The organism is Streptomyces sp. NPDC005863 (genome assembly GCF_042871345.1).
GTDB lineage: Bacteria > Actinomycetota > Actinomycetes > Streptomycetales > Streptomycetaceae > Streptomyces.
Genome location: NZ_JBIAII010000005.1, coordinates 504154 through 529507, shown reverse-complemented (window position 1 = coordinate 529507; position 25354 = coordinate 504154). Strand labels below are relative to the sequence as shown.

Here is a 25354-nt window from a genome sequence, read left to right as displayed (position 1 = left end):
CGGCGACTCGTTCGGGTGGCTCGGAGCGCGCCCTCACACGGCGGGAAGACGCGCGCTGATAGCGGTAGTTCATGCTGCTCACCCCTCGGACCCCGGCCCGTCGGCCGAAGGCCCTTCGCACCCACCGCATCGCCGTCGCCTTGCTCGCGGCGACCGCGTCCGCCGCCCTCGTCGCGGCGAGCGCCCCGGCCCCCGTCGCCCCGCTCGGCATCGGCGACCCGCTCTTCCCGCACCTGGGCAACCCCGGCTACGACGTGGCGTCGTACGACATCGCCTTCACCTACGGCGGTGACAACCGCAAGCCACTGCAGACCGTCACCAAGATCGAGGCCTGGGCGACCGAGCCCCTGGAACACGTGAACCTCGACTTCGCACACGGCAAGGCCCGTTCCGTCGAGGTGAACGGCGAACGAGCGCGCTTCGAAAGCAGCGGCGAGGACCTGGTCGTCACCCCGACCGCACCGATCGGGCGCGGCGACCGGCTGCGGATCACCGTGCGGCACACCAGCGACCCCCTCCCCACGAAGGACGCCGGGGGCGGCTGGCTGCGCACCTCCGACGGACTCGCCATGGCCAATCAGGCCGACGCCGCCCATCTGGTCTTCCCGTGCAACGACCACCCCGCGGACAAGGCGGAATTCACCTTCCGGATCACCGCACCCAAGGGGCTCACGGCCGTAGCCAACGGGCTGCCGGTCGGCAGGACCCGGCAGGGCGGCGCCACCACCAGCGTGTACCGCACCCAGCACCCGATGGCGACCGAGCTGGCCCAGGTGTCCATCGGCCGCTCCACCGTGGTGCACCGGGAGGGTCCGAACGGCCTTCCCGTACGCGATGTGGTGCCCACCAAGGACCGCAAGGTCGTGGAGCGCTGGCTGAAGAAGACGCCCGACCAGATCGACTGGATGCAGCGGAAGGTCGGCCGCTACCCCTTCGAGACCTACGGCGTGCTGATCGCCCACGCCCAGACCGGCTTCGAGCTGGAGACGCAGACGCTCTCTCTCTTCGAGAGAGAGATCTTCACGCGTCCCGAGTACCCGGCGTGGTACATCGAATCGATCATGGTGCACGAGCTCGCCCACCAGTGGTTCGGCGACAGCGTCAGCCCGCGGAACTGGTCGGACCTGTGGCTCAACGAAGGCCACGCCACCTGGTACGAGGCCCTCTACACGGAGGAGAACGCGGAGAACTCCGAGGACCGCGCGAAGAAAACCCTCACGGCCCGGATGCGGAACGCCTACCGCCTCTCGGACGGCTGGCGCACCGCCGGCGGCCCGCCCGCCAGGCCCAAGGCGCCCGCACCGGGGAAGAAGATCAGCATCTTCCGTCCCGTCGTCTACGACGGCAGCGCGCTGGTGCTCTACGCCCTGCGCCAGGAGATCGGGCAGCGGGCCTTCGAGCGCGTGGAGCGGGAGTGGGTGCGCATCCACCGCGACGGCAACGCCTCGACCGCGGACTTCGTACGGCTCGCCTCCATGGCCGCCGGGCGTGACCTGGGCGGATTCTTCGACGCCTGGCTGTACGGGAAGAAGACACCGCCGATGCCGGGGCACCCGGACTGGAAGTCCGGCGCATAACCCGGATGACGAGACGGGCCGTGTCGTGCAACCATCTTCAGGTCGACGGCGCGGTCCGTCCGGGACATCCCCTCGGGGACATCTCAGGGCAGGACCGGGACGGCTCCGGGAATCTCCGGACCCCCTCGGGCGTTGTCGACTGTGACGGATCCCGCATCCGTCGCTTTCCCCTCGACGGATCGACGTAAGGACCCAATGACCTCCTCTTCTTCCCCTTCCCAGGACGCACAGAGCTTCGCGCAGAACTACCCCGAAGGTCTTCGGGCCGATGCCCTGATGGAAGAGGACGTCGCCTGGAGCCACGAGATCGACGGAGACCGGGACGGCGACCAGTTCGACCGCTCCGAGCGTGCGGCCCTGCGCCGCGTCGCGGGCCTCTCCACCGAGCTCGAGGACGTCACCGAAGTCGAGTACCGACAGCTCCGCCTGGAGCGGGTGGTGCTCGTCGGCGTATGGACGTCGGGGACGGTGCAGGACGCGGACAACTCCCTCGCCGAGCTGGCCGCCCTCGCCGAGACGGCGGGTGCGCTCGTGCTCGACGGCGTCGTCCAGCGCCGCGACAAGCCCGACCCCGCGACGTACATCGGCTCGGGCAAGGCCCTGGAGCTGCGCGACATCGTGCTCGAGACCGGAGCCGACACCGTCGTGTGCGACGGTGAGCTCAGCCCCGGCCAGCTGATCCACCTGGAAGACGTCGTCAAGGTCAAGGTGGTCGACCGGACCGCCCTGATCCTCGACATCTTCGCCCAGCACGCCAAGTCCCGGGAGGGCAAGGCGCAGGTCGCCCTCGCGCAGATGCAGTACATGCTGCCGAGGCTCCGTGGCTGGGGTCAGTCGCTCTCCCGTCAGATGGGTGGCGGCGGCGGTGGCGGTATGGCCACCCGTGGTCCCGGTGAGACCAAGATCGAGACGGACCGGCGACGGATCCGCGAGAAGATGGCGAAGATGCGCCGGGAGATCGCGGAGATGAAGACGGGCCGCGACATCAAGCGGCAGGAGCGCCGGCGGAACAAGGTGCCGTCGGTCGCGATCGCCGGGTATACGAACGCGGGCAAGTCCTCCCTGCTCAACCGGCTCACGGGCGCCGGCGTCCTGGTGGAGAACGCCCTGTTCGCCACCCTCGACCCGACCGTGCGCCGGGCCGAGACGCCGAGCGGCCGCGTCTACACCCTGGCCGACACCGTCGGGTTCGTGCGGCACCTGCCGCACCACCTCGTCGAGGCGTTCCGCTCCACGATGGAAGAGGTCGGCGACTCCGACCTGATCCTGCACGTGGTGGACGGTTCGCACCCGGTGCCGGAGGAGCAGCTCGCCGCCGTGCGCGAGGTGATCCGCGACGTGGGCGCGACCGACGTGCCCGAGATCGTGGTGATCAACAAGGCGGACGCGGCGGACCCCCTGGTCCTCCAGCGCTTGCTGCGCAACGAGAAGCACGCGATCGCGGTCTCGGCGCGCACCGGCGCCGGCATCGCCGAGCTGCTCACGCTGATCGACACCGAGCTGCCCAGGCCCGAGGTCGACATCGAGGCCCTGGTGCCGTACACGCACGGCCAGCTCGTCTCCCGCGCGCACGCCGAGGGTGAGGTGCTCTCCGAGGAGCACACCGCCGAGGGCACCCTGCTCAAGGCGCAGGTGCACGAGGAACTCGCCGCGGAGCTCGCTCCGTACGTGCCGGCCGCGCACTGATCGTCGGCCCACCGACCGTCAGCCCGCACGGCGAAGGCCCGCCCCCTCTCGTAGGGGGCGGGCCTTCGCCATGGAATCAGTGCTCGCTCGTGAGCGGCTACCGGGAGCCCTACTGCGAGCCGTACTTCTTGCTCATCATGTCGTAGAGCTGCTCGGCGCCCCGGCCCAGCTGCGGTCCGGCCAGCCAGGTGTTCTCGGCCGGGCCGATCGAGGTGTTCGACACGAGCTTCGTCTTGCCGCCCACCACGCGGAACCAGCCGCCGCCGGACGAACCGCCGGTCATGGTGCAGCCGATGCGGTACATCGTCGGCAGGGACGGCGACAGCGAGAGGCGGCCCGGCTTGTCGACGCACTTGTGCATCATCAGGCCGTTGTACGGCGGGGCGGCGGGGTAGCCCCAGGCGCCCATCGAGCTCACGCTCTGCGTGGCCGGGGTGGAGAAGTCGACGTCGAGCGCGTTGCCGACGGTCTCCTCCAGCGACTTGCTGCCCTGCTCGGGCTTCACGTGCAGCACGGCGTAGTCGTACGTCGCGCCCGAACCGCCGGTCGGACCGCCGCCGTTGATCCACTCGTTGGAGGTCGAGATCCAGTCCGCCCAGTACTGGCCGTAGGGGGCGATCTCCTGCGGGGCCGCGTTGCGCAGCGCGGCCTCGGACTTGCCGAGGTCGTTGTACGCGGGCACGAAGGCGATGTTGCGGTACCAGCCGCCGTTCTTGCCGGCGTGCACGCAGTGGCCCGCGGTCCACACAAGGTTGGACTTGCCGGGGTTGCGCGGGTCCTTCACGACGGTGCCGGAGCAGACCATCGAACCCTTGGGGGAGTCGAAGAAGATCTTGCCGACGGGGGCCGCGTTCTCGTGGTACGGCGTCTTCTCGGGCTTGGCCCGGACCGGCGTCGGCTCGGGATCGGTCGCGCCCTGGTCGGCGGCCGCGTCCTTCGAGGCGATCGTCTTGTTCGGGTCCTTGGCCTTCTTCATCCGCTCGGGCTTCCAGAGCCCTTCGATGACCGGGTTGGCGAAGTCCTTCGCCTCCCGGACCCAGTCGTCCTTGTCCCAGTTCTTCCAGGCACCCTTCTTCCAGTCGTCCAGGTCGATGCCCTTCTCCTTGAGCTTGTCGGCGAGGCCGGCAGGCAGCTTGGAGTCGGAGTCGGTGCCGGAGCTGGAACCGTCGGAGCCCTGGGACGTGGTGGATTCGGGCTTGTCGCTCGCCTTGTCGTCGCTCGGGCCGCAGGCCGTCGCGGTGAGCGCCAGGGTCGCCGCGAGGCCGGTGGCGGCGAGCGCGACCCGCCGTCCGCGACTGCGCGCGAAGGGCGCACGAGTGGAACGCATGGTGCAGTTACCCCCGTTGGAAAAGATGTGCCATGTACGTGTCATGCATGAGTGCGGAGTTCCGTGCGGATCCGCGCCGACGCAACACCTCACTATGCCCGTGAGGTTGGGGACGAACGGCGGCGGGGTCGTGAAGGTTTACGGTGCCCCGCCGCCACGCTGTCCTGCCGGTTCCGGCAGCTCTGCCGCGCTACTGCCCTACGGCACTACCGCCTTGCGGCACCGCCGTCCTGCGGCACCACCGATCTACTGCCCGGCGAACTTCTTGCTGACCGCGTTGTAGATGCCCTTGGCTTCCTTGCCGAAGCGCGGACCGGCCAGCCACCCGGCCGTCACCGGGCCGATGGAGGTGTTGGAGACCAGGGCGGGCTTGCCGTCCTGCCCCTGCGCGACCCAGCCACCGCCGGACGAACCGCCGGTCATGGTGCAGCCGATGCGGTACATCGTCGGGTCGGGCTTGCTGAGCGAGAGGCGTCCCGGCTTGTCGGAGCACTGGAACAGCTTCTGCCCGTCGTACGGCGGAGCGGCGGGGTAGCCGGTCGCCGTCATGTCCTTGATCTGCGGTACGGCCGGGGCGTTGAAGTCCACCGGGAGCGCCGAACCGACGGTCTCCTCCAGGGACTTGCCCTCGCTGCCCTTCTCGGGCTTCACGTGCATCACCGCGAAGTCGTACGGCGCGCCCTTGCCGCCCGTCGGACCGCCCTGCTCGATCCACTGGTCGGAGGTCTGCGCCCAGTCGCCCCACCAGACGCCGTACGGAGCGACCTCTTCCTTCGGGGCGTTGCGCAGTTCCTCGACCGACTTGCCGCTGTCGTTGTACGAGGGCACGAAGACCATGTTGCGGTACCAGCCGCCCTTGGCGCCGTCGTGCACACAGTGGCCCGCGGTCCACACCATGTTGGACTTGCCGGGGTGGGCCGGGTCCTTCACGACCGTGGCGGAGCAGACCATCGAACCCTTGGGGCTGTCGAAGAACAGCTTGCCCGACGCGGGCTCCTGGCCGTGGTACGGCGACTGCACGGCGGCTGCCTTGACGGGCCGCGGGGTGGGGTCGGTGACGCCCTGGTCACCGGAGATGTCGTTCTCGTCGACTTCCCGGTCCGGGTTCTTGTCGGCGTCCCGCATCCGGTCGGAGTCCCACAGGCCCTTGATGATCGGGTTGACGAAGTCGCCCGCCTCGCGCAGCCAGTCGTCCCTGTTCCAGTTCTTCCAGGCGCCGTTCTTCCACTTGTCCAGGTCGAACCCGTGGTCCTTGAGCTTGTCCTTGAGGTCGTCCGGGATCCTGAGCGGGTCGTCGCCGTTGCTGTCGCCGGGCTGGGAAGCGGACGAGTCGCCACCGGCGTTGTCGTCGCTCGGGCCGCAGGCGGTGGCGGTCAGCGCGAGGGTGGCGCCGAGCGCCACGGCGGCCGCCACGGGGGACGTTCTGGTGCGCGCGCTCCTCCTATTGCGAACGGTGAAGAGCGGACGTATGGGTCGCATGGTGAGAATCCCCCTGGGCCTCGAAATCGTTCCAAAGTGCTGGACATCCGGGTGAGCGGCACCCGTTGCCACCGGTGCTGCACCCCTTCGCTGGATTTGCTCCGGTTTGCTCGGGGGAGCGGTGCACCTGTCGCTGATGAACGGCCCCCACACTATGCCGATGCCGTTGGGGACGGCCGACGGAAGGGCAACGGTTCCGTCACGGCAAGGATCTTCCGTTGACCCGTGATCCTCCGGCTCCCTCGTCGTTGGTACGTACGGGGGAGCCGCGGCCTGCGTTCATCCCCCTGCCAACTCGCCCGCGCGACCGCCCACATGGAGCTCCCCAGGAGCCGCACCGGACGGACGCGCTCGCCCCCAGGGGGAGGACCAACAGTCGTGGCCGTGACCGAGCCCGCGCCCGCGGCGGTGTCCGCAGGACGTCCCGTGACAGAGACCGCACAGATCGCACCGCACCCCGTGCCGCACCCGGCACCGCAGCCCGTACCGCAGCCGACGAGGGACGATCAGCCGGGGGCCGCGCACACTCAAGAGGCCGCGCACGCTCAAGAGGCGATCCTGCGGCGCCAGTCGGCACGCGAGTCCGCGGCGCGCACCTACGCGCGAGCCCTGCCGATCGTGCCGGTCCGCGCGCGCGGTCTGACGATCGAGGGCGCCGACGGAAGCCGCTACCTCGACTGTCTCTCGGGCGCCGGGACCCTCGCCCTCGGGCACAACCACCCCGTGGTGCTGGAAGCGATCCGGAAGGTCCTCGACTCCGGGGCCCCGCTCCACGTCCTCGATCTGGCGACGCCCGTCAAGGACGCCTTCACCACCGAGCTCTTCCGCATGCTGCCGCGCGGCCTCGCGGAGCACGCGCGGATCCAGTTCTGCGGACCCGCGGGCACGGACGCGGTGGAGGCGGCGCTGAAACTGGTCCGCACGGCCACCGGCCGCGACGGCATGCTCGCCTTCACCGGCGCCTACCACGGCATGACGGCCGGCGCGCTCGCAGTGTCCGGCGGCGCACGCGACGTACGGGTCGCGCGCTTGCCCTACCCGCAGGACTACCGCTGCCCCTTCGGGCTCGGCGGCGCTCGCGGTGCGGAGCTGTCCGCCCGCTGGACGGAAAGCCTCCTCGACGACACCAAGTCGGGCGTCCCGGCGCCCGCCGGCATGATCCTCGAACCGGTCCAGGGCGAGGGCGGCGTCTTCCCCGCCCCGGACGCCTGGCTGCGCCGGATGCGCGAGATCACCGCCGCGCGCGGCATCCCGCTCATCGCGGACGAGGTGCAGACGGGCGTCGGCCGCACCGGCGCCTTCTGGGCCGTCGAGCACAGCGGCGTCGTCCCGGACGTGATGGTGCTCTCGAAGGCAATCGGCGGCAGCCTCCCCCTGGCCGTCGTGGTCTACCGCGACGACCTCGACGTCTGGCCGCCCGGCGCGCACGCGGGCACCTTCCGCGGCAACCAACTCGCCATGGCCGCGGGGGCGGCCACCCTCGCCTACGTCCGTGAGAACGGCCTCGCCCAACGCGCGGCCACCCTCGGCGCCCGTATGCTCGCCGAACTGCGCTCCCTGGCCGCGGAACACCCGTGCATCGGCGAAGTCCGCGGCCGAGGGCTGATGATCGGAGTGGAACTGGTGAACCCCGCGGGGGAGGAGTCAGGACCGGGCGAGTCGGGGCCCGTCACCTCGGTAGTGGATGCGCCGGGACCTGATGTGTCGGTGCTGGATGCGCCGGGACCTGACAGCCCGGTACTGCGTGCGGCGGGACTCGACACCTCGGTACTCGGTGACCTGGCCGCCACCGCCCGGCCTCATCCGCCGGCGCCCCAACTCGCCGCGGCCGTCCAGCGCGAGTGCCTGCGCCGGGGGTTGATCGTCGAACTCGGCGGCCGGCACTCCAGCGTCGTACGACTCCTTCCTCCGCTGACCATCACCGACGAACAGGCTGCCGCGGTCCTCGACCGCCTGGCCGACGCGCTGGCGACCGCGGCGCGTACCCACCACGGATGACCGAGACGGAACCCGGCCCTTCGACGCGGAGGAACTGACCGCCGAAGCGCACCGGACCCGCCGCCACACGGAGACCCGGACAACCTCACAAGGAAGCCCTCTTGAACGCCACCCCCGCATCCGAAGGCCGCCCCCAGCCCCACGCCCCAGACGCGTGCGGCGCGTGCACCTCAGTGGTGGCGGAGTCCGAGACGGTCCCGCGGCAGAAGGGTGGCGGCCAGGAGGCCGAGCGCCTGCGCGGCACGTCCGCCGACCTCCTCGAACACCCCGACCCGTACACCGCGGCCCAGGCGGCGGCCGTCGAGAACCTCCTGCGCTGCTGGGTCAGGGAGAACGGCCTCCCCGCCCCGGACCGCGGAGTCCTGCGCATTCCCCTGGAGGCCAGCGGAACGGCGCTGCTCGTCCCCGTGCAGTACTGGTCGGCCACCGGATGGCACCGCTTCAGCCTCCCGTACCTCGAAGACGGGCCCACGAGCGCCCCGGCCGTGGACGCCGTCACCGTCGCCGCCCTGCTCAGCCGGGAGACCGCCCGCCACGCGACGGAACCCCCGACGGGGTCGGCCGGCCCGGACAACGCCACCGATTCGGCCGACGCACTCAGAGCCGCCGAGGCGTCACGCGCATCCGAGCCAGCCGAATCCGCCGAGTCCGCCGAGTCCGTCGACGGCGCTGATTTGGTCGGCCGGGTCGCCGACTCGGTCCGGCGCACCGCCGAGTTCATCGCCGACCGTCGCAAGCGGCCGGACGACGAGCCCGATCCCTTCCTCGCCGCCGAACAGTCCCTGCTCCTCGGACACCCCCTGCATCCGACCCCCAAAAGCCGCGAGGGTCTCTCCGACGCCGAATCCCACCTGTACTCACCGGAGTTGCGCGGCGCGTTCGCCCTGCACTGGCTGGCCGTCGACCGCTCCGTGCTCGCCTGCGACTCGGCCTGGACCGAACGCGGACGCACCGTCCCCGCCGACCAGCTGACCGCGCGCCTCGCAGGCCCCGACCTGCCGCTCCCGGACGGCCGCGTCGCCCTGCCCGTACACCCCTGGCAGATCCGCGAACTCCGGCACCGCCCCACCGCCGCCGCCCTGCTCGACGCCGGGCTGCTCCAGGATCTCGGCCCGCACGGCGCCCCCTGGCACCCCACCTCCTCCGTCCGTACCCTCTACCGCTCCGGCGCGGCCGCCATGCTGAAGCTCTCGCTCGGCCTGCGCATCACCAACTCCCGTCGTGAGAACCTCCGTAAGGAACTCCGTCGCGGCGTCGAGGTCCACCGGCTGCTCCGCAGCGGGCTCGCCGAACAGTGGCAGTCGGTCCACCCCTGCTTCGACGTGGTCCGCGACCCCGCCTGGCTCGGCGTCACCGGCCCGGACGGCGCGCCCGTCCCCGGACTCGACGTCATGATCCGGCACAACCCCTTCGGACTCGGCGACAACGCCACCTGCCTCGCCGGACTCGTCTCGCCCCGGCCGTCGACGCTCCCCGCCGGCCAGGAACGCCCCGTGATGCGCTCCCGGCTCGGCGAGACCGTCACCCGCCTCGCGGGCCGAACAGGCCGCCCACGAGGCGCGGTTGCCGCCGAGTGGTTCCTTCGCTACCTCGAATCGGTCGTACGTCCCGTGCTCTGGCTGGACGGCGAGGCGGGCGTCGCTTTGGAAGCGCACCAGCAGAACACCCTGCTGCTGCTCGACCCCGAGGGCTGGCCCGTGGGCGGCCGGTACCGCGACAACCAGGGCTACTACTTCCGCGAGTCGAGGCGCGCCGAACTCGAACGACGACTCCCCGGCATCGGACGCGACAGCGACACGTTCGTCTCCGACGAGGTGACGGACGAGCGATTCGCCTACTACCTCGGCATCAACAACGTCTTCGGCCTCATCGGAGCCCTCGGCGCCGAACGGCTCGCGGACGAGCGGCTGTTGCTCGCCGCCTTCCGCCGCTTCCTCGGCGATGTCGCGACGGGCCCCGACCGGCTGCACACGCCGCTGCCCGCGACCCTGCTCGACTCACCCGTACTCCGCTGCAAGGCCAACCTGCTGACCCGGCTGCACGGCCTCGACGAACTCGTCGGCCCGGTCGACACCCAGTCCGTCTACGTCACCATCCCCAACCCCCTCCACTCCTGAGGACATGCCTCACCTCTCCTGAGCCCCACCCTCCTGAGCCCCACCTCTTCTGACAGGAGCGACTCCGTGACTCCCACCGACGCGAGCACCGACGCCGGGACCGGATCCGCCCCGGCGGGCGCCGACTGTGCGGACACCCTCGACCTGCGCCTGCCCGAGGAGCTCGTCGCCCTGCTGGCCGAGGGCGACGGGCGGGACGCCGAGGCGCGGGACGATCTCCTGGGCGGCGTCGGGAGGTGGGGGCGCACCCCCACCGAAGCCGGTGCCTTCCGCCTCGTACCCGTACGTCTCGAACGCGACCTCCCGCTCATCAGCCGCTGGATGAACGATCCGACCGTGGCCGCGTTCTGGGAGCTGTCGGGACCCGAGGCCGTCACCGAAGCCCACCTGCGCTCCCAGCTCGACGGCGACGGACGCAGCGTCCCCTGTCTGGGCGTGCTGGAGGGCATGCCGATGAGCTACTGGGAGATCTACCGCGCGGATCTCGACCCCTTGGCCCGTCACTATCCCTCCCGCCCGCACGACACCGGTATCCACCTCCTGATCGGCGGCGTCGCCAACCGGGGCCGTGGCCTCGGCACTTCGCTGCTCAGGGCCGTGGCCGACCACGTACTCGACCATCGCCCCGCGTGCACACGCGTCGTGGCAGAACCCGACCTGCGCAACACCCCCTCCGTCTCCGCATTCTTGAGCGCCGGCTTCCGCTTCTCCGCCGAAGTGGATCTGCCCGACAAACGCGCGGCGCTCATGATCCGTGACCGGGCCCTGCGCGCCGTGCTCTGACCCCGTCACTCTTAGTAACTCCGCACGACCCGATCCGGTTCCCTCCCTGAGGAGTCCCCGTGCCGAATCCGTCCGCCGGCCAGATCCCCCGCCCCGCCGCCGAGCTGCACGACCCGCCCGAGCTGACCCAGGACAGATGGCGGCAGGCAGGCCGCCGCCTGCTGGCGAAGATGATCGGCGAGTTCGCGTACGAGGAGGTCATCCACCCCGTACCGGCGGCGGGCGAGGAGGCGGACACCTACCGGCTCCGCCTCGAACCGGCCGGGCTGGACGGAGCCTCCGCCTCCGACGGAGGGCAGGACGCCTGCCTCACCTTCCGGGCCCGACGCGGCTCGTACGGCAGCTGGTACGTGGACGCGGCCGGCCTGACCCTCGCCGAGGGGGACGGGCCGGCCGTCGCCGTCGACGACCCGGTGCGTTTCCTCGTCCGGGCCCGCCGGACCCTCGGCCTGGACGGTGCCACACTCGGTCATCTCATCCGCGAGCTCACGGTCACGCTCAGTGCCGATGCCCGGATCGACCACACGGCGCTGAGCGCGGCCCAGCTCGCGGACCTCGGCTACGCGGAACTCGAAGGGCACCAGACCGGCCACCCCTGGATCGTCCTCAACAAGGGCCGCGTCGGCTTCTCCGCGGCCGACACCGACCGGTGGGCGCCCGAGGCCCGCCGCCCGACACCGCTCCCGTGGATCGCCGTCCACACCGACCTCGCCGAGTACCGCGGCGTCGCGGGACTGGACACGGCACAGCAGCTCTACGACGGCGAACTCACCGCCGACGCCAGGCAGGCCTTCGCCGACTTACTCCGGGCACGGGGACTGGACCCGCGGCAGTACCTGTACCTCCCCGTGCACCCCTGGCAGTGGGACGAGATCGTGCTGCCGCTCTTCGCCCCGTCCATCGCCGCGGACGCCATCGTGCCGCTCTGCAGCGACGGCGACCTGCGCCTGCCTCAGCAGTCCATCCGCACATTCCTCAACGTGTCCCGCCCCGACCGGCACACCGTGAAGCTGCCCCTGTCGGTCCTCAACACCCTGGTGTGGCGCGGGCTGCCGACAGGCCGTACGGTCGCCGCCCCCGCCGTGACGGCATGGATGCACGCGCTCCGCGACGGGGACCCCTTCCTCCGGGACGAGTGCGGGGTGATCCTGCTCGGCGAGGTGGCCTCGGTGGCCGTCGAACACCCCGTCTACGACGGGCTGCCCGAAGTCCCGTACCAGTACCGGGAACTCCTCGGAGCGATCTGGCGCGAGCCGGTCGACCGCCATCTCGCGCCGGGGGAGCGCGCCCGCACCCTCGCCTCGCTCACCCACACCGACCCCACAGGGCGGGCCTTCGTCGCGGAACTCGTGGAACGCTCGGGGCTGGCGCCGACGACCTGGCTGCGCCGGCTCCTCGCCGCGCTGCTGCCTCCCCTGCTGCACTTCCTGTACCGCTACGGCACGGTGTTCTCCCCTCACGGGGAGAACACGATCGTGGTCTTCGACGACAAGGACGTGCCCGTCCGCCTGGCGGTGAAGGACTTCGTGGACGACGTCAACGTCAGTGACATATCGCTGCCCGAACAGGACTCGATGCCGGCCGCCGTCCGCGACGTACTCCTCACCGAGCCGCCCGGCTTCCTCACGCAGTTCATCCACTCGGGTCTCTTCGTCGGGGTCTTCCGCTATCTCGCGCCGCTCTGCGAGGAGCAACTGGGGATCACGGAGGGCGACTTCTGGGCGTACGTGCGTGCCGAGATCCTCAGGTACCAGGCCCGCGCCCCGGAGCTCAAGGAGCGATACGAGATGTTCGACCTGCTCACGCCCCGTATCGAGCGGCTGTGCCTCAACCGGAACCGCCTCCACCTCGACGGTTACCGCGACCGGGCGCAGCGCCCGCACGCCGCCGTGCACGGGACCGTGGCCAACCCCCTCCATCAGCCTTGATCGGCGCAATGTCAGTGGGGCACCGTAGGGTGGTCGCGCTATGACGAAGCCCTCCCTCCCCGAGCTCCTGCACGCCGCCGTCACCGCCGTCGGCGGCACGGAACGCCCTGGCCAGGTGTCCATGGCCGAGACCGTCGCCGAGGCGATCGACGACGGCTCCCACCTGCTGGTCCAGGCCGGCACCGGCACCGGCAAGTCCCTCGGCTATCTGGTGCCCGCCCTGGCGCACGGCGAGCGCGTGGTGATCGCCACGGCCACCCTCGCCCTGCAGCGCCAGCTCGTGGAGCGGGACCTGCCGCGGACGGTGGACGCGCTGCATCCGCTGCTGCGCCGCCGCCCTCAGTTCGCGATGCTCAAGGGGCGCTCGAACTACCTCTGTCTGCACCGCCTCCACGAAGGCATGCCGCAGGACGAGGAGGAGGGGCTCTTCGACCAGTTCGAGGCGGCCGCCCCCACCAGCAAGCTGGGCCAGGACCTGCTGCGGATGCGGGACTGGGCGGACGAGACCGAGACCGGCGACCGCGACGACCTCACCCCGGGCGTGTCCGACCGTGCCTGGTCTCAGGTGTCCGTCTCCTCCAGGGAGTGCCTGGGCGCCTCGAAGTGTGCCTACGGGGCGGAGTGCTTCGCTGAGGCGGCCCGCGAGCGCGCCAAGCTCTCCGACGTCGTCGTCACCAACCACGCGCTGCTCGCCATCGACGCCATCGAGGGCGCCCCCGTCCTGCCCCAGCACGAGGTGCTGATCGTGGACGAGGCGCACGAGCTGGTCTCCCGGGTCACCGGCGTGGCCACGGGCGAGCTCACGCCGGGGCAGGTGAACCGTGCCGTGCGCCGCGTGGCCAAGCTGGTCAACGAAAAGGCGGCGGACCAGCTCCAGACCGCTTCGGAGGGCTTCGAGCGGCTGATGGAGCTGGCGCTGCCCGGCCGGCTGGAAGAGATCCCCGAAGACCTCGGGTACGCGCTGATGGCGCTGCGCGACGCCGCGCGGACGGTGATTTCCGCGCTCGGCTCGACCCGCGACAAGTCGGTGCAGGACGAGGACGCGGTCCGCAAGCAGGCGCTCGCCTCCGTGGAGTCGATCCATGACGTGTCGGAGCGCATCACGAACGGCTCCGAGTGGGACGTCGTCTGGTACGAGCGGCACGAGCGCTTCGGTGCCTCCCTGCGGGTGGCCCCCATGTCCGTGTCGGGGCTGCTCAGGGAGAAGCTCTTCGCCGACCGATCGGTGGTCCTCACCTCCGCCACGCTGAAGCTCGGCGGCGACTTCAACGGCGTGGGCGCGTCGCTCGGCCTCGCCCCCGAGGGCACGGAGTCCGAGGACGCTCCCGTCTGGAAGGGCCTCGACGTCGGCTCGCCGTTCGACTACGGCAAGCAGGGCATCCTGTACGTCGCCAAGCACCTGGCCCGTCCGGGCCGCGAGGGAACCCGCGGTGACATGCTGGACGAGCTGGCGGAGCTGATCGAGGCGGCCGGCGGCCGGACCCTCGGCCTGTTCTCCTCCATGCGCGCCGCTCAGGGGGCCGCTGAGGAACTGCGGGAGCGGCTGGACGTGCCCATCCTGCTGCAGGGCGAGGAGACCCTGGGCGAGCTGATCAAGGGCTTTGCGGCGGACCCCAGGACGTGTCTGTTCGGGACGCTCTCGCTCTGGCAGGGCGTCGATGTGCCGGGCCCCAGCTGCCAGCTGGTGATCATGGACAAGATCCCGTTCCCGCGCCCCGACGATCCGCTGATGAGCGCCCGCCAGAAGGCGGTGGACGACGCCGGCGGCAATGGCTTCATGGCCGTCGCGGCGACCCATGCGGCGTTGCTGATGGCGCAGGGGGCGGGGCGTCTGGTCCGGGCGTCCGGGGACCGCGGCGTGGTGGCCATCCTGGATCCCCGCCTGGCCACCGCCCGCTACGGCAGCTATCTGAAGGCCTCGCTGCCCGACTTCTGGTACACGACGGACCGCAATCAGGCGCGCCGCTCGCTGGCCGCCATCGACGCCGCGGCCAAGGCCGTCGAGGACGCGTAGGCACGGGCGGCCGGGGGCCCCGCAGTCAGGGGCGGCCGGGGCGCCTGGCGGGCGCGGGGTTTGGGCAGGGCACGGGTCGGCCGACCCACCCCCCTCCGGCCCACCCCCCTCCGGACGCAGCAGGGCCCCGGGACCGGCGCAGTTGGTCCCGGGGCCCGGTCAGGGCGGAGTCCTCAGACTCGCCGCAGCACCGCCACCACCTTGCCGAGGATCGTCGCCTCGTCACCGGGGATGGGCTGGTACGCGGAGTTGTGCGGGAGCAGCCAGACGTGGCCGTCCTCGCGCTTGAAGCGCTTGACCGTCGCTTCGCCGTCCAGCATGGCGGCCACGATGTCGCCGTTCTCCGCCACGGGCTGACGGCGGACCGTGACCCAGTCGCCGTCACAGATGGCGGCCTCGATCATCGAGTCGCCGACGACCTTCAGGACGAAGAGCTCGCCGTCGCCCACGAGCTGCCGGGGGAGGGGGAAGACGTCCTCCACCGACTCCTCGGCGAGGATCGGCCCGCCGGCCGCGATACGGCCGACAAGCGGGACGTACGAAGCGGCGGGCTTGCCGGTGGTGTCGGTGGGCTGGCTGCTCGGCTGGTCCGAGCCCCGCACCTCGTACGCCCGCGGGCGGTGCGGGTCGCGGCGCAGGAAGCCCTTGCGCTCCAGGGCCATCAGCTGATGGGCGACGGAGGAGGTGCTGGAAAGGCCGACGGCCTGACCGATCTCCCGCATCGACGGCGGGTAGCCGCGCCGCTGCACGGAGTCCCTGATGACCTCGATCACCCGGCGTTGCCGGTCGGTCAGTCCCGAACTGTCGGCGCGGATGCCTGGAGGTCGGCCCGGCAGGGAGCGGGTGGGCGCGGGCCCCTCCTGGTTCGTGGCTGCGTCATTCATGGCATGCACCGGCTCGAGTCGGCTCTGGGAACGGTCCTGGGCAGTGATGGTGGCGCTGTCAGCGGTGGTGGTCACGTCGGTCGGCCCCTCTCGAGATGTTCTCTCCCTAGCTAGCCAACGGTAGTTGCTTTCGAAAGGTTGCGCCAAACACACGTTCGAGTGAAAAAGTGCAGATTACCCGCCGCGATCATGTGTTTGGGTGTATGGCCGACGCTCTGGCCGAACGGCAATTCGGCTCATTACGGTACGCTTCACCGCCGGGACCGTGAGCCCCTCAGCGGGGCTCCCATAGTGCCATCCAGCACCCCGTCAACCCCGCACCGGCCCCCCCGCCGCGAGCGGCGTGCGGGGCGGTCGTGTCCGCCCGAGGCCCGATGGGGCGACACGACACGCGCGGTACCGAAAAAGCGGCCCAACCCCAGATCTAGTGGTTGGATTGCGGCAGCAGCCCAGAAGTTGTGGTCCATGGTCTTCCGGGGCCTCCCGGATCGCCTATGCTGGGGGCTGCTTCGAGGGCCCCAAGGGCCTGTTGAGGCTTATGAGTCGTGCCGTGAAGGAGGGTTGGGAGTTCCATGCACTGCCCCTTCTGCAGGCACCCCGACAGCCGCGTCGTCGACAGCCGGACCACCGACGACGGCACGTCGATCCGCCGGCGCCGTCAGTGCCCCGACTGCTCCCGCCGTTTCACGACGGTGGAGACGTGCTCACTGATGGTGGTCAAGCGCAGCGGCGTGACCGAGCCCTTCAGCCGTACCAAGGTCATCAACGGTGTCCGTAAGGCGTGCCAGGGCCGTCCGGTGACCGAGGACGCGCTCGCGCTGCTCGGCCAGCGGGTCGAGGAGGCCGTGCGTGCCACCGGGAGCGCGGAGCTGACCACGCACGACGTGGGCCTTGCCATACTGGGCCCGTTGCAGGAGCTCGACCTCGTCGCCTACCTGCGCTTCGCGTCCGTGTACCGGGCCTTCGACTCGCTCGAGGACTTCGAGGCCGCCATCGGGGAGCTCAGGGAACAGCGGCTGTACGCGGAGCCGCGCGACGCGGGCGGAGAGCGCGTCGTGAACGATCGCGGGCCCGGAGGGACTGCCGAAGTCCCGGTGCCCGCCACCGCCGCCGACTGACCGGCTGACCGACCGGCCGGCGGCGAACCAGACCTGTTGAGGGCGTCCTCTGCGACGTCCGCAACACCAGACACACATCCGTGCCACAGGGAAGAACGTGGCACTTCAGGGCGTTTTAGCCTGATACAGGGAGGCGGCATGACCGAGACGACGAGCGGCCCGGCACGAGGTTCCCGCGCCAAGGGGTCCAAGGCCAGCAAGGGTCTGCGTATCGAGCGCATCCACACGACCCCCGGCGTGCATCCGTACGACGAGGTGGTCTGGGAGCGCCGAGACGTCGTCATGACCAATTGGCGCGACGGCTCGGTCAACTTCGAGCAGCGTGGCGTCGAGTTCCCCGACTTCTGGTCGGTGAACGCGGTCAACATCGTCACCAGCAAGTACTTCCGCGGGGCCGTCGGCACCCCGCAGCGCGAGACCGGCCTCAAGCAGCTGATCGACCGCATCGTGAAGACGTACCGCAAGGCCGGTGAGGACTACAGCTACTTCGCCTCGCCCGCGGACGCCGAGATCTTCGAGCACGAGCTGGCGTACGCCCTCCTGCACCAGATCTTCAGCTTCAACTCGCCGGTCTGGTTCAACGTGGGCACGCCCCAGCCGCAGCAGGTGTCCGCCTGCTTCATCCTGGCCGTCGACGACTCCATGGAGTCGATCCTCGACTGGTACAAGGAAGAGGGCATGATCTTCAAGGGCGGCTCCGGCGCCGGCCTGAACCTCTCCCGCATCCGTTCCTCCAAGGAACTGCTGTCCTCCGGAGGCAACGCCTCGGGTCCCGTCTCCTTCATGCGCGGTGCCGACGCCTCCGCAGGAACGATCAAGTCCGGTGGCGCCACGCGCCGCGCGGCCAAGATGGTCATCCTCGACGTCGACCACCCCGACATCGAGGGCTTCATCGAGACCAAGGTGAAGGAAGAGGAGAAGATCCGCGCGCTCCGCGACGCGGGCTTCGACATGGACCTGGGTGGCGACGACATCACGTCGGTCCAGTACCAGAACGCCAACAACTCGGTCCGCGTGAACGACGAGTTCATGAAGGCCGTGGAGTCCGGCTCCAAGTTCGGTCTGCGGGGCCGGATGACCGGTGACGTCATCGAGGAGGTCGACGCCAAGTCGCTCTTCCGCAAGATGGCCGAGGCCGCGTGGGCGTGTGCCGACCCCGGCATCCAGTACGACGACACCATCAACGCCTGGCACACCTGCCCGGAGTCCGGCCGCATCAACGGCTCGAACCCGTGCAGCGAGTACATGCACCTGGACAACACGTCCTGCAACCTCGCCTCGCTGAACCTGATGAAGTTCCTGAAGGACGACGGCAAGGGCAACCAGTCCTTCGACGCCGAGCGCTTCTCCAAGGTCGTCGAGCTGGTCATCACCGCGATGGACATCTCCATCTGCTTCGCGGACTTCCCGACCCAGAAGATCGGCGAGAACACCCGCGCCTTCCGCCAGCTGGGCATCGGCTACGCCAACCTCGGCGCCCTGCTGATGGCCACCGGTCACGCGTACGACTCGGACGGCGGCCGCGCCCTCGCCGGCGCCATCACGTCGCTGATGACGGGTACCTCGTACAAGCGTTCCGCCGAGCTCGCCGCGGTCGTCGGTCCCTACGACGGGTACGCCAAGAACGCCACGCCGCACAACCGCGTGATGAAGCAGCACGCCGACGCCAACGCCTCGGCCATCCGCATGGACGACCTGGACTCGCCGATCTGGGCCGCCGCCACGGAGGCCTGGCAGGACGTGGTCCGCCTCGGCGAGAAGAACGGTTTCCGTAACTCCCAGGCGTCGGTCATCGCCCCGACCGGCACCATCGGTCTCGCGATGTCCTGCGACACCACGGGCCTGGAGCCCGACCTCGCCCTGGTGAAGTTCAAGAAGCTCGTCGGCGGCGGCTCGATGCAGATCGTCAACGGCACCGTGCCGCAGGCCCTGCGTCGCCTGGGCTACCAGGAGGAGCAGATCGAGGCGATCGTCGCCCACATCGCCGAGAACGGCAATGTGATCGACGCCCCGGGCCTCAAGCCCGAGCACTACGAGGTCTTCGACTGCGCCATGGGCGAGCGTTCCATCTCCGCGATGGGTCACGTCCGCATGATGGCCGCCATCCAGCCGTGGATCTCGGGCGCCCTCTCCAAGACGGTCAACCTCCCGGAGACCGCCACCGTCGAGGACGTCGAAGAGGTCTACTTCGAGGCGTGGAAGATGGGCGTCAAGGCGCTCGCCATCTACCGCGACAACTGCAAGGTCGGCCAGCCTCTCTCCGCCAAGACGAAGGAGAAGGAGAAGGCCGAGGTCACCGAGAAGGCCGAGGACACGATCCGTGCCGCGGTCGAGAAGGTGGTCGAGTACCGCCCGGTCCGCAAGCGTCTGCCGAAGGGGCGTCCCGGCATCACCACGTCCTTCACGGTGGGTGGCGCCGAGGGCTACATGACCGCCAACTCCTACCCGGACGACGGTCTCGGCGAGGTCTTCCTGAAGATGTCCAAGCAGGGCTCGACCCTCGCGGGCATGATGGACGCCTTCTCCATCGCCGTCTCGGTCGGTCTGCAGTACGGCGTGCCCCTGGAGACGTACGTCTCCAAGTTCACGAACATGCGGTTCGAGCCGGCCGGCATGACGGACGACCCGGACGTGCGGATGGCGCAGTCGATCGTCGACTACATCTTCCGCCGCCTGGCGCTCGACTTCCTGCCCTTCGAGACGCGCTCCGCGCTCGGCATCCACTCCGCCGAGGAGCGTCAGCGCCACCTGGAGACGGGGTCGTACGAGCCCAACGAGGACGAGGTCGACGTCGAGGGCCTGGCGCAGTCCGCCCCCCGGCAGACCGAGTCCCTGAAGGCCGTCGCCACGCCGCAGGCCGAGTCCGAGGCGGCCAAGGCCGCTCCGCAGCAGGCGCACACCAGCGCCGAGCTCGTGGAGATGCAGCTGGGCATCCAGGCCGACGCGCCTCTGTGCTTCTCCTGCGGTACGAAGATGCAGCGTGCGGGCTCCTGCTACATCTGCGAGGGCTGCGGCTCGACCAGCGGTTGCAGCTGACCGGGCGGATCAGCCGGAACCGGGTTGGATGGCGTCGGATGCGACACTCGACGTAGCTGAACCCGAAGCGCGTTCTCTGTGAGGGAGGGGCGATGGCCATGAGCCGTCGCCCCTCCCTTCTGCGTCGGGTCCCTGGACGCACGGCGGCAGGGGCTCAGCGCTCGGAGCCCATGACCGAGGCGAACGTCGTCGGGTCGGTGTCGAAGCCGCGGACGTCCTGACGGAACGACCAGGCCCCGGACTCGTCCCGGATGAACTCGGCGACGGTCGAAGCCGGGTACCCGGAGACCTCGGACAGGTCGAGCTGCGCCAGGTCCGTGTACCCCTCGCGGATGCGGACCGCGGTGTTCGGGATCTCTCCGAAGACCCGCTGCCCCTCCTGCTGCTGTATGGCCACACCTACGACGACCCGGACGAACGAGCCCGCCAGCCGGTCCAGTTCCAGGGTCATGACCTCGTCGAAGCCGAACCCCTGCCCCGTCGTGCTGTCCCGGTTGAGGGTGATCGTGCCGTCGGGGGAGCGGCTGTCGAAGTGCACCAGATAGACCGGGCTGCCGTACGGGGCGTCCGCCGCATACGTCGCGGCGATGATGTCGAGATCATTGGGCGGCGCCCCGGCCGGGCTCGGGTCCCACTTGAGCCCGACTTCGACCTTCTTGATTCCCTTGCTGACACTGCTCACCGGATATCCCCCTCCTCGTGACCTGGCCCTGCGGAGCCGCCAGGCATCTCCGACACCCACGCTACGACGTACCCCGGACAACGGGGGATCATGGGCGTATGACATGGAACGGGGAAGAACTCGATGTCGAGGCCTACTTGGCGAGACTCGGGCACACGGGCGGGACGAAGCCGGATCTGGACACGCTGCGCCTGCTCCACACGGAGCACGTGGCGGCCATCCCCTTCGAGAACCTCGAGATGATGCTCGGCCGGCCGGTCCCGCTGGACCTGCCCGCACTGCAGAACAAGCTGCTCCACAGCCGGCGGGGCGGCTACTGCTACGAGCAGAACCTGCTCTTCGCGGCCGCCCTCGAACGCCTCGGCTTCGACGTCACCGGGCTCGCCGCCCGCGTCAGGGCCGGAGCCTCCGTCACGCGCGCGGTGACGCACATGCTCCTGAAGGTCGAGGTGGACGGCGAGGCGTTCCACTGCGACGTCGGCTTCGGCGCCGACGGGCTGCTCGAACCCATTCCGCTGCGCGCCGGCGTGGAACGGCAACAAGGAGAGTGGCGTTACCGCGTCAAGCAGGAGGACGAAGGCGTCCTGGTGCTGCAGACGCAGAGCTCCGACGGCTGGTTCGACCTCTACGCGTACACACAGGAGCGCCGCCTTCCCGTCGACTACGTGGTGATGAACCACTACACGTCGACTCATCCCAGGTCGTCGTTCATCCGCCGCCCCGTACTGCAGAAGGCCGGCCCAACGGTCCGTCGGCGCCTTGTGGGCGATCAGCTAACGCTGACCCGCGCGGATGGCACGGTGGACGAACGAAGCGTTCCTGTGGGCGAATTGATGTCCGTTCTCGACCGGGAGTTCGGTATCGAACTCGATGCGGACGACTCTGCCGAGCTGATCAGGGCGCACTACGCCGGAGCGTGACCCGGGCCGGGCTCCGCGCCGTACGATGGCGCGGTGCTGGTCAAGTGGATTCGCTGCACCGTGGTGGACCGTCGGGGGTTCGAACGAGGACAGCGAAAGTGGGCGGGGCTGTTGGGAGAGCCGGGATTCCGGGGGCAGGGCGGGGGGTGGAGCCGGGGACGGCAAGGCGTCGCTCACGTCTTCGCGTTCTGGGAGAGCCGTGCCTTCTACGACTCCTTCATGGCCCGCTCGCACGACCGCCTCGCGGCCGCGCAGGCCGGCACGCACAAGAACCTCCGGGCCAAGCTCTTCGACCACCGTTTCGACGTGAAGACCGGGTTCGAACCGCGCTTCACGGACGCCGATGTGGTGCGTGTGGCGCACTGCAGGGTCCGTGAGCCGCGGGTCGAGCACTTCGCGCTGATGCAGGAGAAGGTCTGGAACCCGGCGATGGCCGGTTCACCGGGCATGGTACGCGGACTCTTCGGAGAGGCGCCGGGCCACGAGTTCCTGGTGCTCTCCATGTGGCAGTCGGCCGCCGAACACGGCAAGTACCGCGCCGAGCGGGTGGAACGCCTGTCTCTCCGGGCGCAGACGGACGCCGATGTGTCCGCGCTTGCGGGAGACATCGTGGAGTTGGAGCCGTCGTGGACGGTGTGACTCGGTGATTCAGTGATTCAGTGACTGGGCGGCTGGGTGACTGGCTCACTTGCCGTGCGTCACCTCCGAGCGAACGCGCCCCCGCGGGTCGCTGCGACGGCTGCCGCCGCCGACTGGTCGGCCAGCGCCGCGTCGACCGGTTCGCGGGTGATGAAGACGCGGAGCAGCAGCGGGGCCGAGACGGCGCGGACGAGCGCCGCCGCGTCCGTGTCCGGGGGAGCTTCGCCGCGGGCCACGGCGCGAGCCACGACCGTCTCGCAGCGTCCGAACCGCTCGGCGTAGAAGGCGTGCAGGGCGTCGGCGGCCCGCTGTGACTGGAACGCCGCCGCGACGAACGCGGTCGGTGCGGAGGCGGCCGTCTCGTCGGTGAAGGAGTCGACCACCTCGCGGGCCAGCTCACGCAGGTCACCCTCCAGGCTCCCCGTGTCCGGCGGGGTCCAGGTGTCCTCACCCGCCATGTCCAGGGCGTCCGCGACCATGCCCTCGAGGCCGCCCCAGCGCCGGTACAGCGTGGTCTTGTGCACCCCCGAGTGGTCGGCCACGTATTCGACGGTGAGGCCCGGGTAGCCGTGGTCGGCGAGGCCGCTCAGCACGGCGTCCCGAACGGCTGCGCGAGTGCGGGCCGTGCGGCCGCCGGGGCGGCGGGTGCCGGGGGCGGGGTTCGCCGGCTCCTCATCTCGCTCGCTCATCGCTTCGTTCCTCTCCTTCGGCATGCCGCGGCTCCCGCGGAATCTCGAGCCACAAATTTATCGCTACTCGCGTTGCATTAGCTCCGGCAGTGTGTCACACTCGTCGTAATGCGACAGCAGTTGCGTTTGCTTGGTGGATGTGAAACCGGGGGGTGCTTTGCCCATGCCTACTCAGATCTCTCTGCATGGTGTGACCAAGACTCGTGGGGAGCGCCTGCTCCTCGACGGGGTCTCACTCGCGATCCGCCCGGGCGAACGCATAGGGGTCGTGGGGGAGAACGGCGCGGGAAAGTCCACGCTGCTGCACCTGATGTCCGGCGACGAGCGGCCCGATGAGGGAGAAGTGGTGACCGTCGCAGAGGGAGGAGTCGGCCTCCTCGCGCAGACTCCGCGACTCCCGGCCGACCGCTGCGTCGCGGACGCGATCGACGCGGCGCTGGCCGAACTGCGGTCGATGGAAGCGCGGTTGCGCGATCTCGAATCCGGCCTCGGCGCCGCCACCGAGCGGGAGTTGGGCGAGTACGGCGACCTCCTGACCGCCTTCGAGCTGCGGGGTGGCTACGAGGCGGACGCACGCGTGGACAAGGCGATGCACGGACTGGGCCTCGCTCACATCGACCGGGACAGAGTCCTGGGCAGCCTGTCCGGTGGCGAACAGGCCCGGCTGGGCCTCGCCTGCCTGCTGGCCGCGTCACCCGAGCTCATGCTCCTGGACGAACCGACCAACCACTTGGACGAGAGCGCGCTGGACTGGCTGGAGGACGCCCTGTCCGCACACCGCGGGACGGTGGTCGCCGTCTCCCACGACCGCACGTTCCTGGAGCGCGTCACGACCGCGATCCTCGAAGTGGACGCGGACCGCCGCTCCGTCGTACGGCACGGCGGTGGCTACCAAGGACTCGTCGCGGGGAGGGCGGCCGCCAGACGGCGCTGGGAGCAGGAGTACGCGCAGTGGTGCGAGGAGACGAGTCGCCTCCAGGAGTTCATGGCGACGACGGCACACACCGTCGCCGGTGGCCGTGGCATGAAGGACAACAACAAGATGGCCTACGACCGGGCCGGAGGGCGGGTTCAGGCGTCCGTCTCCGGACGCGTGCGGAACGCCCAGGAGCGGCTCCGCAGACTGCGGGAACAGGAAGTGCCCCAACCTCCGGAACCGCTGCGGTTCGTGGCGCGACCCGTGACGGGCGCGGCCGAGGGAGCCCTGGTGGCCCTGCGGGACGTGCGCGTGGGCGAGCGCCTCACCGTGGACTCGCTCACCGTCTCGGCCGGCGAACGACTGCTGATCCATGGCGGGAACGGCGCAGGAAAGTCCACGCTGCTGCGCACCATGGCGGGCGTGCTCGGACCCGACGCGGGCACCGTCGTCCGCAGAGGCCGGATCGGCTACCTCGCCCAGGAAATACCGGTCCAACGACCCGCGGAACGTGTCCTGGACGTGTTCGGCAGAGGGCTCAGAGGGCTGGGGCTCGCCGTGGACGAGCAGCGGGAACTGCTCCTCTCGTTCGGCCTGTTCCACCCCCGCGACCTGCACGTCCCGGTGGGGTCCCTGTCCGCGGGGCAGCGGCGGCGGCTCGCCCTCGCGCGGCTGCTCGCCAGACCCGCCGACCTGCTCCTGCTCGACGAGCCCGCCAACCACTTGGCGCTCGGCCTGGTCGAGGAGCTGGAGGCAGCCCTCGAACAGTGGACCGGAGCCCTGGTGGTCGTCTCGCACGACCGATTGCTGCGCCGGCGTTTCACGGGCCGAATACGCCGGATGGAGGCCGGGCGGCTACCCGACTGAGCAGCCCGCCGGTGACCCGATCTAGGGTTTCCTTATGGCACGCCCGCGGCGCATCTTCCTCGTCCGGCACGGCGAGTCGGCCGGAAACGCCGACGACACCGTGTACGAGCGCGAGCCCGACCACGCACTCGCCCTCACCGAGACCGGTTGGTCCCAGGCTGAGGACACCGGCAAGCACCTGCGGGAACTGGTCGGACGCGAGCGGGTGAGCGTGTACGTCTCGCCCTACCGCCGCACCCACGAAACCTTCCAGGCGCTGCGGCTCGACCCCGAGCTGGTGCGGGTGCGGGAGGAACCGAGGCTGCGGGAGCAGGACTGGGGCAACTGGCAGGACAGGGACGACGTACGCCTGCAGAAGGCCTACCGCGACGCGTACGGGCACTTCTTCTACCGCTTCGCGCAGGGAGAGTCGGGAGCCGACGTCTACGACCGGGTGGGGGCCTTCCTGGAGAGCCTCTACCGGAGTTTCGAGGCCCCGGACCATCCGCCGAACGTCCTCCTTGTCACGCACGGACTGACCATGCGCTTGTTCTGCATGCGGTGGTTCCACTGGTCGGTCGCGGAGTTCGAGTCGTTGTCCAACCCGGGGAACGGAGAGATGAGGGTGCTGGTGCTCGGGGAGGACGGCAAGTACACGATGGACCGGCCGTTCGAGCAGTGGCGGGAGCCCGAGTCGTACGGCGTCACCGGATAG

18 protein-coding genes are annotated in these 25354 nt (G+C 70.1%); 13 read left to right on the top strand and 5 right to left on the bottom strand.

Annotated elements, in window-relative coordinates:
* Positions 1 to 71: 71 nt before the first annotated feature.
* Positions 72 to 1577, top strand: coding sequence for a M1 family metallopeptidase (locus ACFYO9_RS21320; protein WP_358777099.1), 1506 nt, complete (start codon positions 72 to 74; stop codon positions 1575 to 1577).
* 195 nt (positions 1578 to 1772) lie between these two features.
* Positions 1773 to 3263 (top strand): GTPase HflX, encoded by a 1491-nt coding sequence (gene hflX / locus ACFYO9_RS21315; RefSeq protein ID WP_355804331.1) that lies wholly within the window; start codon positions 1773 to 1775, stop codon positions 3261 to 3263.
* 109 nt (positions 3264 to 3372) lie between these two features.
* Here the strand turns inward: hflX and ACFYO9_RS21310 are convergent, their stop codons facing one another.
* Together ACFYO9_RS21310 and ACFYO9_RS21305 are read right to left on the bottom strand one after the other, a co-directional pair.
* Positions 3373 to 4590, bottom strand: coding sequence for a hypothetical protein (locus tag ACFYO9_RS21310; protein ID WP_355804333.1), 1218 nt, complete (start codon positions 4588 to 4590; stop codon positions 3373 to 3375).
* Positions 4591 to 4836: 246 nt separating this feature from the next.
* Complete coding sequence (locus ACFYO9_RS21305; protein ID WP_355804335.1) at positions 4837 to 6069, bottom strand: hypothetical protein; 1233 nt, start codon at positions 6067 to 6069, stop codon at positions 4837 to 4839.
* Positions 6070 to 6384: 315 nt separating this feature from the next.
* On the opposite strand from ACFYO9_RS21305, the gene ACFYO9_RS21300 reads away from it, so the two are divergent.
* The 5 genes from ACFYO9_RS21300 (at position 6385) to ACFYO9_RS21280 (ending at position 14909) form a co-directional block, all read left to right on the top strand.
* Positions 6385 to 8067, top strand: a complete 1683-nt coding sequence (locus ACFYO9_RS21300; RefSeq protein ID WP_388666485.1) for a diaminobutyrate--2-oxoglutarate transaminase family protein — start codon at positions 6385 to 6387, stop codon at positions 8065 to 8067.
* Between the two features lie 101 nt (positions 8068 to 8168).
* Positions 8169 to 10184: an IucA/IucC family protein gene (locus ACFYO9_RS21295; RefSeq protein WP_388666482.1), complete on the top strand. Its 2016-nt coding sequence runs from the start codon at positions 8169 to 8171 to the stop codon at positions 10182 to 10184.
* Between the two features lie 66 nt (positions 10185 to 10250).
* Entirely contained in the window at positions 10251 to 10967 is a 717-nt protein-coding gene (locus tag ACFYO9_RS21290; protein ID WP_358777100.1) for a GNAT family N-acetyltransferase, read from the top strand.
* A gap of 59 nt (positions 10968 to 11026) precedes the next feature.
* The gene (locus ACFYO9_RS21285; RefSeq protein ID WP_358777101.1) at positions 11027 to 12895 is read left to right on the top strand and encodes an IucA/IucC family siderophore biosynthesis protein; all 1869 of its coding nucleotides are present in this window, start codon (positions 11027 to 11029) and stop codon (positions 12893 to 12895) included.
* Between the two features lie 40 nt (positions 12896 to 12935).
* Positions 12936 to 14909 carry an ATP-dependent DNA helicase gene (locus ACFYO9_RS21280; protein ID WP_358777102.1) on the top strand — a complete coding sequence of 658 codons (1974 nt, stop codon included), beginning with the start codon at positions 12936 to 12938 and terminating at the stop codon, positions 14907 to 14909.
* A 173-nt stretch (positions 14910 to 15082) separates the two neighbouring features.
* Here the strand turns inward: ACFYO9_RS21280 and lexA are convergent, their stop codons facing one another.
* Positions 15083 to 15868: a transcriptional repressor LexA gene (gene lexA, locus ACFYO9_RS21275; protein ID WP_355804345.1), complete on the bottom strand. Its 786-nt coding sequence runs from the start codon at positions 15866 to 15868 to the stop codon at positions 15083 to 15085.
* 497 nt (positions 15869 to 16365) lie between these two features.
* Between lexA and nrdR the strand changes: the two genes are divergently transcribed.
* Both nrdR and ACFYO9_RS21265 read left to right on the top strand, forming a co-directional pair.
* Positions 16366 to 16911: a transcriptional regulator NrdR gene (gene nrdR / locus ACFYO9_RS21270; RefSeq protein WP_355804347.1), complete on the top strand. Its 546-nt coding sequence runs from the start codon at positions 16366 to 16368 to the stop codon at positions 16909 to 16911.
* Positions 16912 to 17049: 138 nt separating this feature from the next.
* Positions 17050 to 19947 carry a vitamin B12-dependent ribonucleotide reductase gene (locus tag ACFYO9_RS21265; protein WP_358777103.1) on the top strand — a complete coding sequence of 966 codons (2898 nt, stop codon included), beginning with the start codon at positions 17050 to 17052 and terminating at the stop codon, positions 19945 to 19947.
* A gap of 154 nt (positions 19948 to 20101) precedes the next feature.
* On the opposite strand, the gene ACFYO9_RS21260 is transcribed toward ACFYO9_RS21265, so the two are convergent.
* Positions 20102 to 20734 carry a TerD family protein gene (locus tag ACFYO9_RS21260; protein ID WP_355804351.1) on the bottom strand — a complete coding sequence of 211 codons (633 nt, stop codon included), beginning with the start codon at positions 20732 to 20734 and terminating at the stop codon, positions 20102 to 20104.
* On the opposite strand from ACFYO9_RS21260, the gene ACFYO9_RS21255 reads away from it, so the two are divergent.
* Together ACFYO9_RS21255 and ACFYO9_RS21250 are read left to right on the top strand one after the other, a co-directional pair.
* Positions 20728 to 21549, top strand: coding sequence for an arylamine N-acetyltransferase (locus tag ACFYO9_RS21255; protein WP_358777104.1), 822 nt, complete (start codon positions 20728 to 20730; stop codon positions 21547 to 21549). The genes ACFYO9_RS21260 and ACFYO9_RS21255 overlap by 7 nt on opposite strands.
* A 33-nt stretch (positions 21550 to 21582) precedes the next feature.
* Positions 21583 to 22188 carry a YdbC family protein gene (locus tag ACFYO9_RS21250; protein WP_355804355.1) on the top strand — a complete coding sequence of 202 codons (606 nt, stop codon included), beginning with the start codon at positions 21583 to 21585 and terminating at the stop codon, positions 22186 to 22188.
* 59 nt (positions 22189 to 22247) lie between these two features.
* On the opposite strand, the gene ACFYO9_RS21245 is transcribed toward ACFYO9_RS21250, so the two are convergent.
* A complete protein-coding gene (locus ACFYO9_RS21245) occupies positions 22248 to 22877 on the bottom strand; it encodes a TetR/AcrR family transcriptional regulator C-terminal ligand-binding domain-containing protein (protein ID WP_358777105.1) in 630 nt (209 codons plus the stop codon).
* Positions 22878 to 23040: 163 nt separating this feature from the next.
* On the opposite strand from ACFYO9_RS21245, the gene ACFYO9_RS21240 reads away from it, so the two are divergent.
* Together ACFYO9_RS21240 and ACFYO9_RS21235 are read left to right on the top strand one after the other, a co-directional pair.
* The gene (locus ACFYO9_RS21240) at positions 23041 to 24660 is read left to right on the top strand and encodes an ABC-F family ATP-binding cassette domain-containing protein (protein ID WP_358777106.1); all 1620 of its coding nucleotides are present in this window, start codon (positions 23041 to 23043) and stop codon (positions 24658 to 24660) included.
* Positions 24661 to 24694: 34 nt separating this feature from the next.
* Entirely contained in the window at positions 24695 to 25354 is a 660-nt protein-coding gene (locus tag ACFYO9_RS21235) for a histidine phosphatase family protein (protein WP_355804360.1), read from the top strand.

Coding starts and splice junctions, on each gene's coding strand:
- ACFYO9_RS21305 (WP_355804335.1), bottom strand. CDS start 6,069: ATGCGACCCATACGTCCGCTCTTCACCGTTCGCAATAGGAGGAGCGCG.
- ACFYO9_RS21245 (WP_358777105.1), bottom strand. CDS start 22,877: ATGAGCGAGCGAGATGAGGAGCCGGCGAACCCCGCCCCCGGCACCCGC.
- ACFYO9_RS21260 (WP_355804351.1), bottom strand. CDS start 20,734: ATGTCATACGCCCATGATCCCCCGTTGTCCGGGGTACGTCGTAGCGTG.
- ACFYO9_RS21240 (WP_358777106.1), top strand. CDS start 23,041: ATGCCTACTCAGATCTCTCTGCATGGTGTGACCAAGACTCGTGGGGAG.
- hflX (WP_355804331.1), top strand. CDS start 1,773: ATGACCTCCTCTTCTTCCCCTTCCCAGGACGCACAGAGCTTCGCGCAG.
- ACFYO9_RS21280 (WP_358777102.1), top strand. CDS start 12,936: ATGACGAAGCCCTCCCTCCCCGAGCTCCTGCACGCCGCCGTCACCGCC.
- ACFYO9_RS21235 (WP_355804360.1), top strand. CDS start 24,695: ATGGCACGCCCGCGGCGCATCTTCCTCGTCCGGCACGGCGAGTCGGCC.
- ACFYO9_RS21310 (WP_355804333.1), bottom strand. CDS start 4,590: ATGCGTTCCACTCGTGCGCCCTTCGCGCGCAGTCGCGGACGGCGGGTC.
- ACFYO9_RS21300 (WP_388666485.1), top strand. CDS start 6,385: ATGGAGCTCCCCAGGAGCCGCACCGGACGGACGCGCTCGCCCCCAGGG.
- ACFYO9_RS21255 (WP_358777104.1), top strand. CDS start 20,728: ATGACATGGAACGGGGAAGAACTCGATGTCGAGGCCTACTTGGCGAGA.
- ACFYO9_RS21265 (WP_358777103.1), top strand. CDS start 17,050: ATGACCGAGACGACGAGCGGCCCGGCACGAGGTTCCCGCGCCAAGGGG.
- nrdR (WP_355804347.1), top strand. CDS start 16,366: ATGCACTGCCCCTTCTGCAGGCACCCCGACAGCCGCGTCGTCGACAGC.
- ACFYO9_RS21320 (WP_358777099.1), top strand. CDS start 72: ATGCTGCTCACCCCTCGGACCCCGGCCCGTCGGCCGAAGGCCCTTCGC.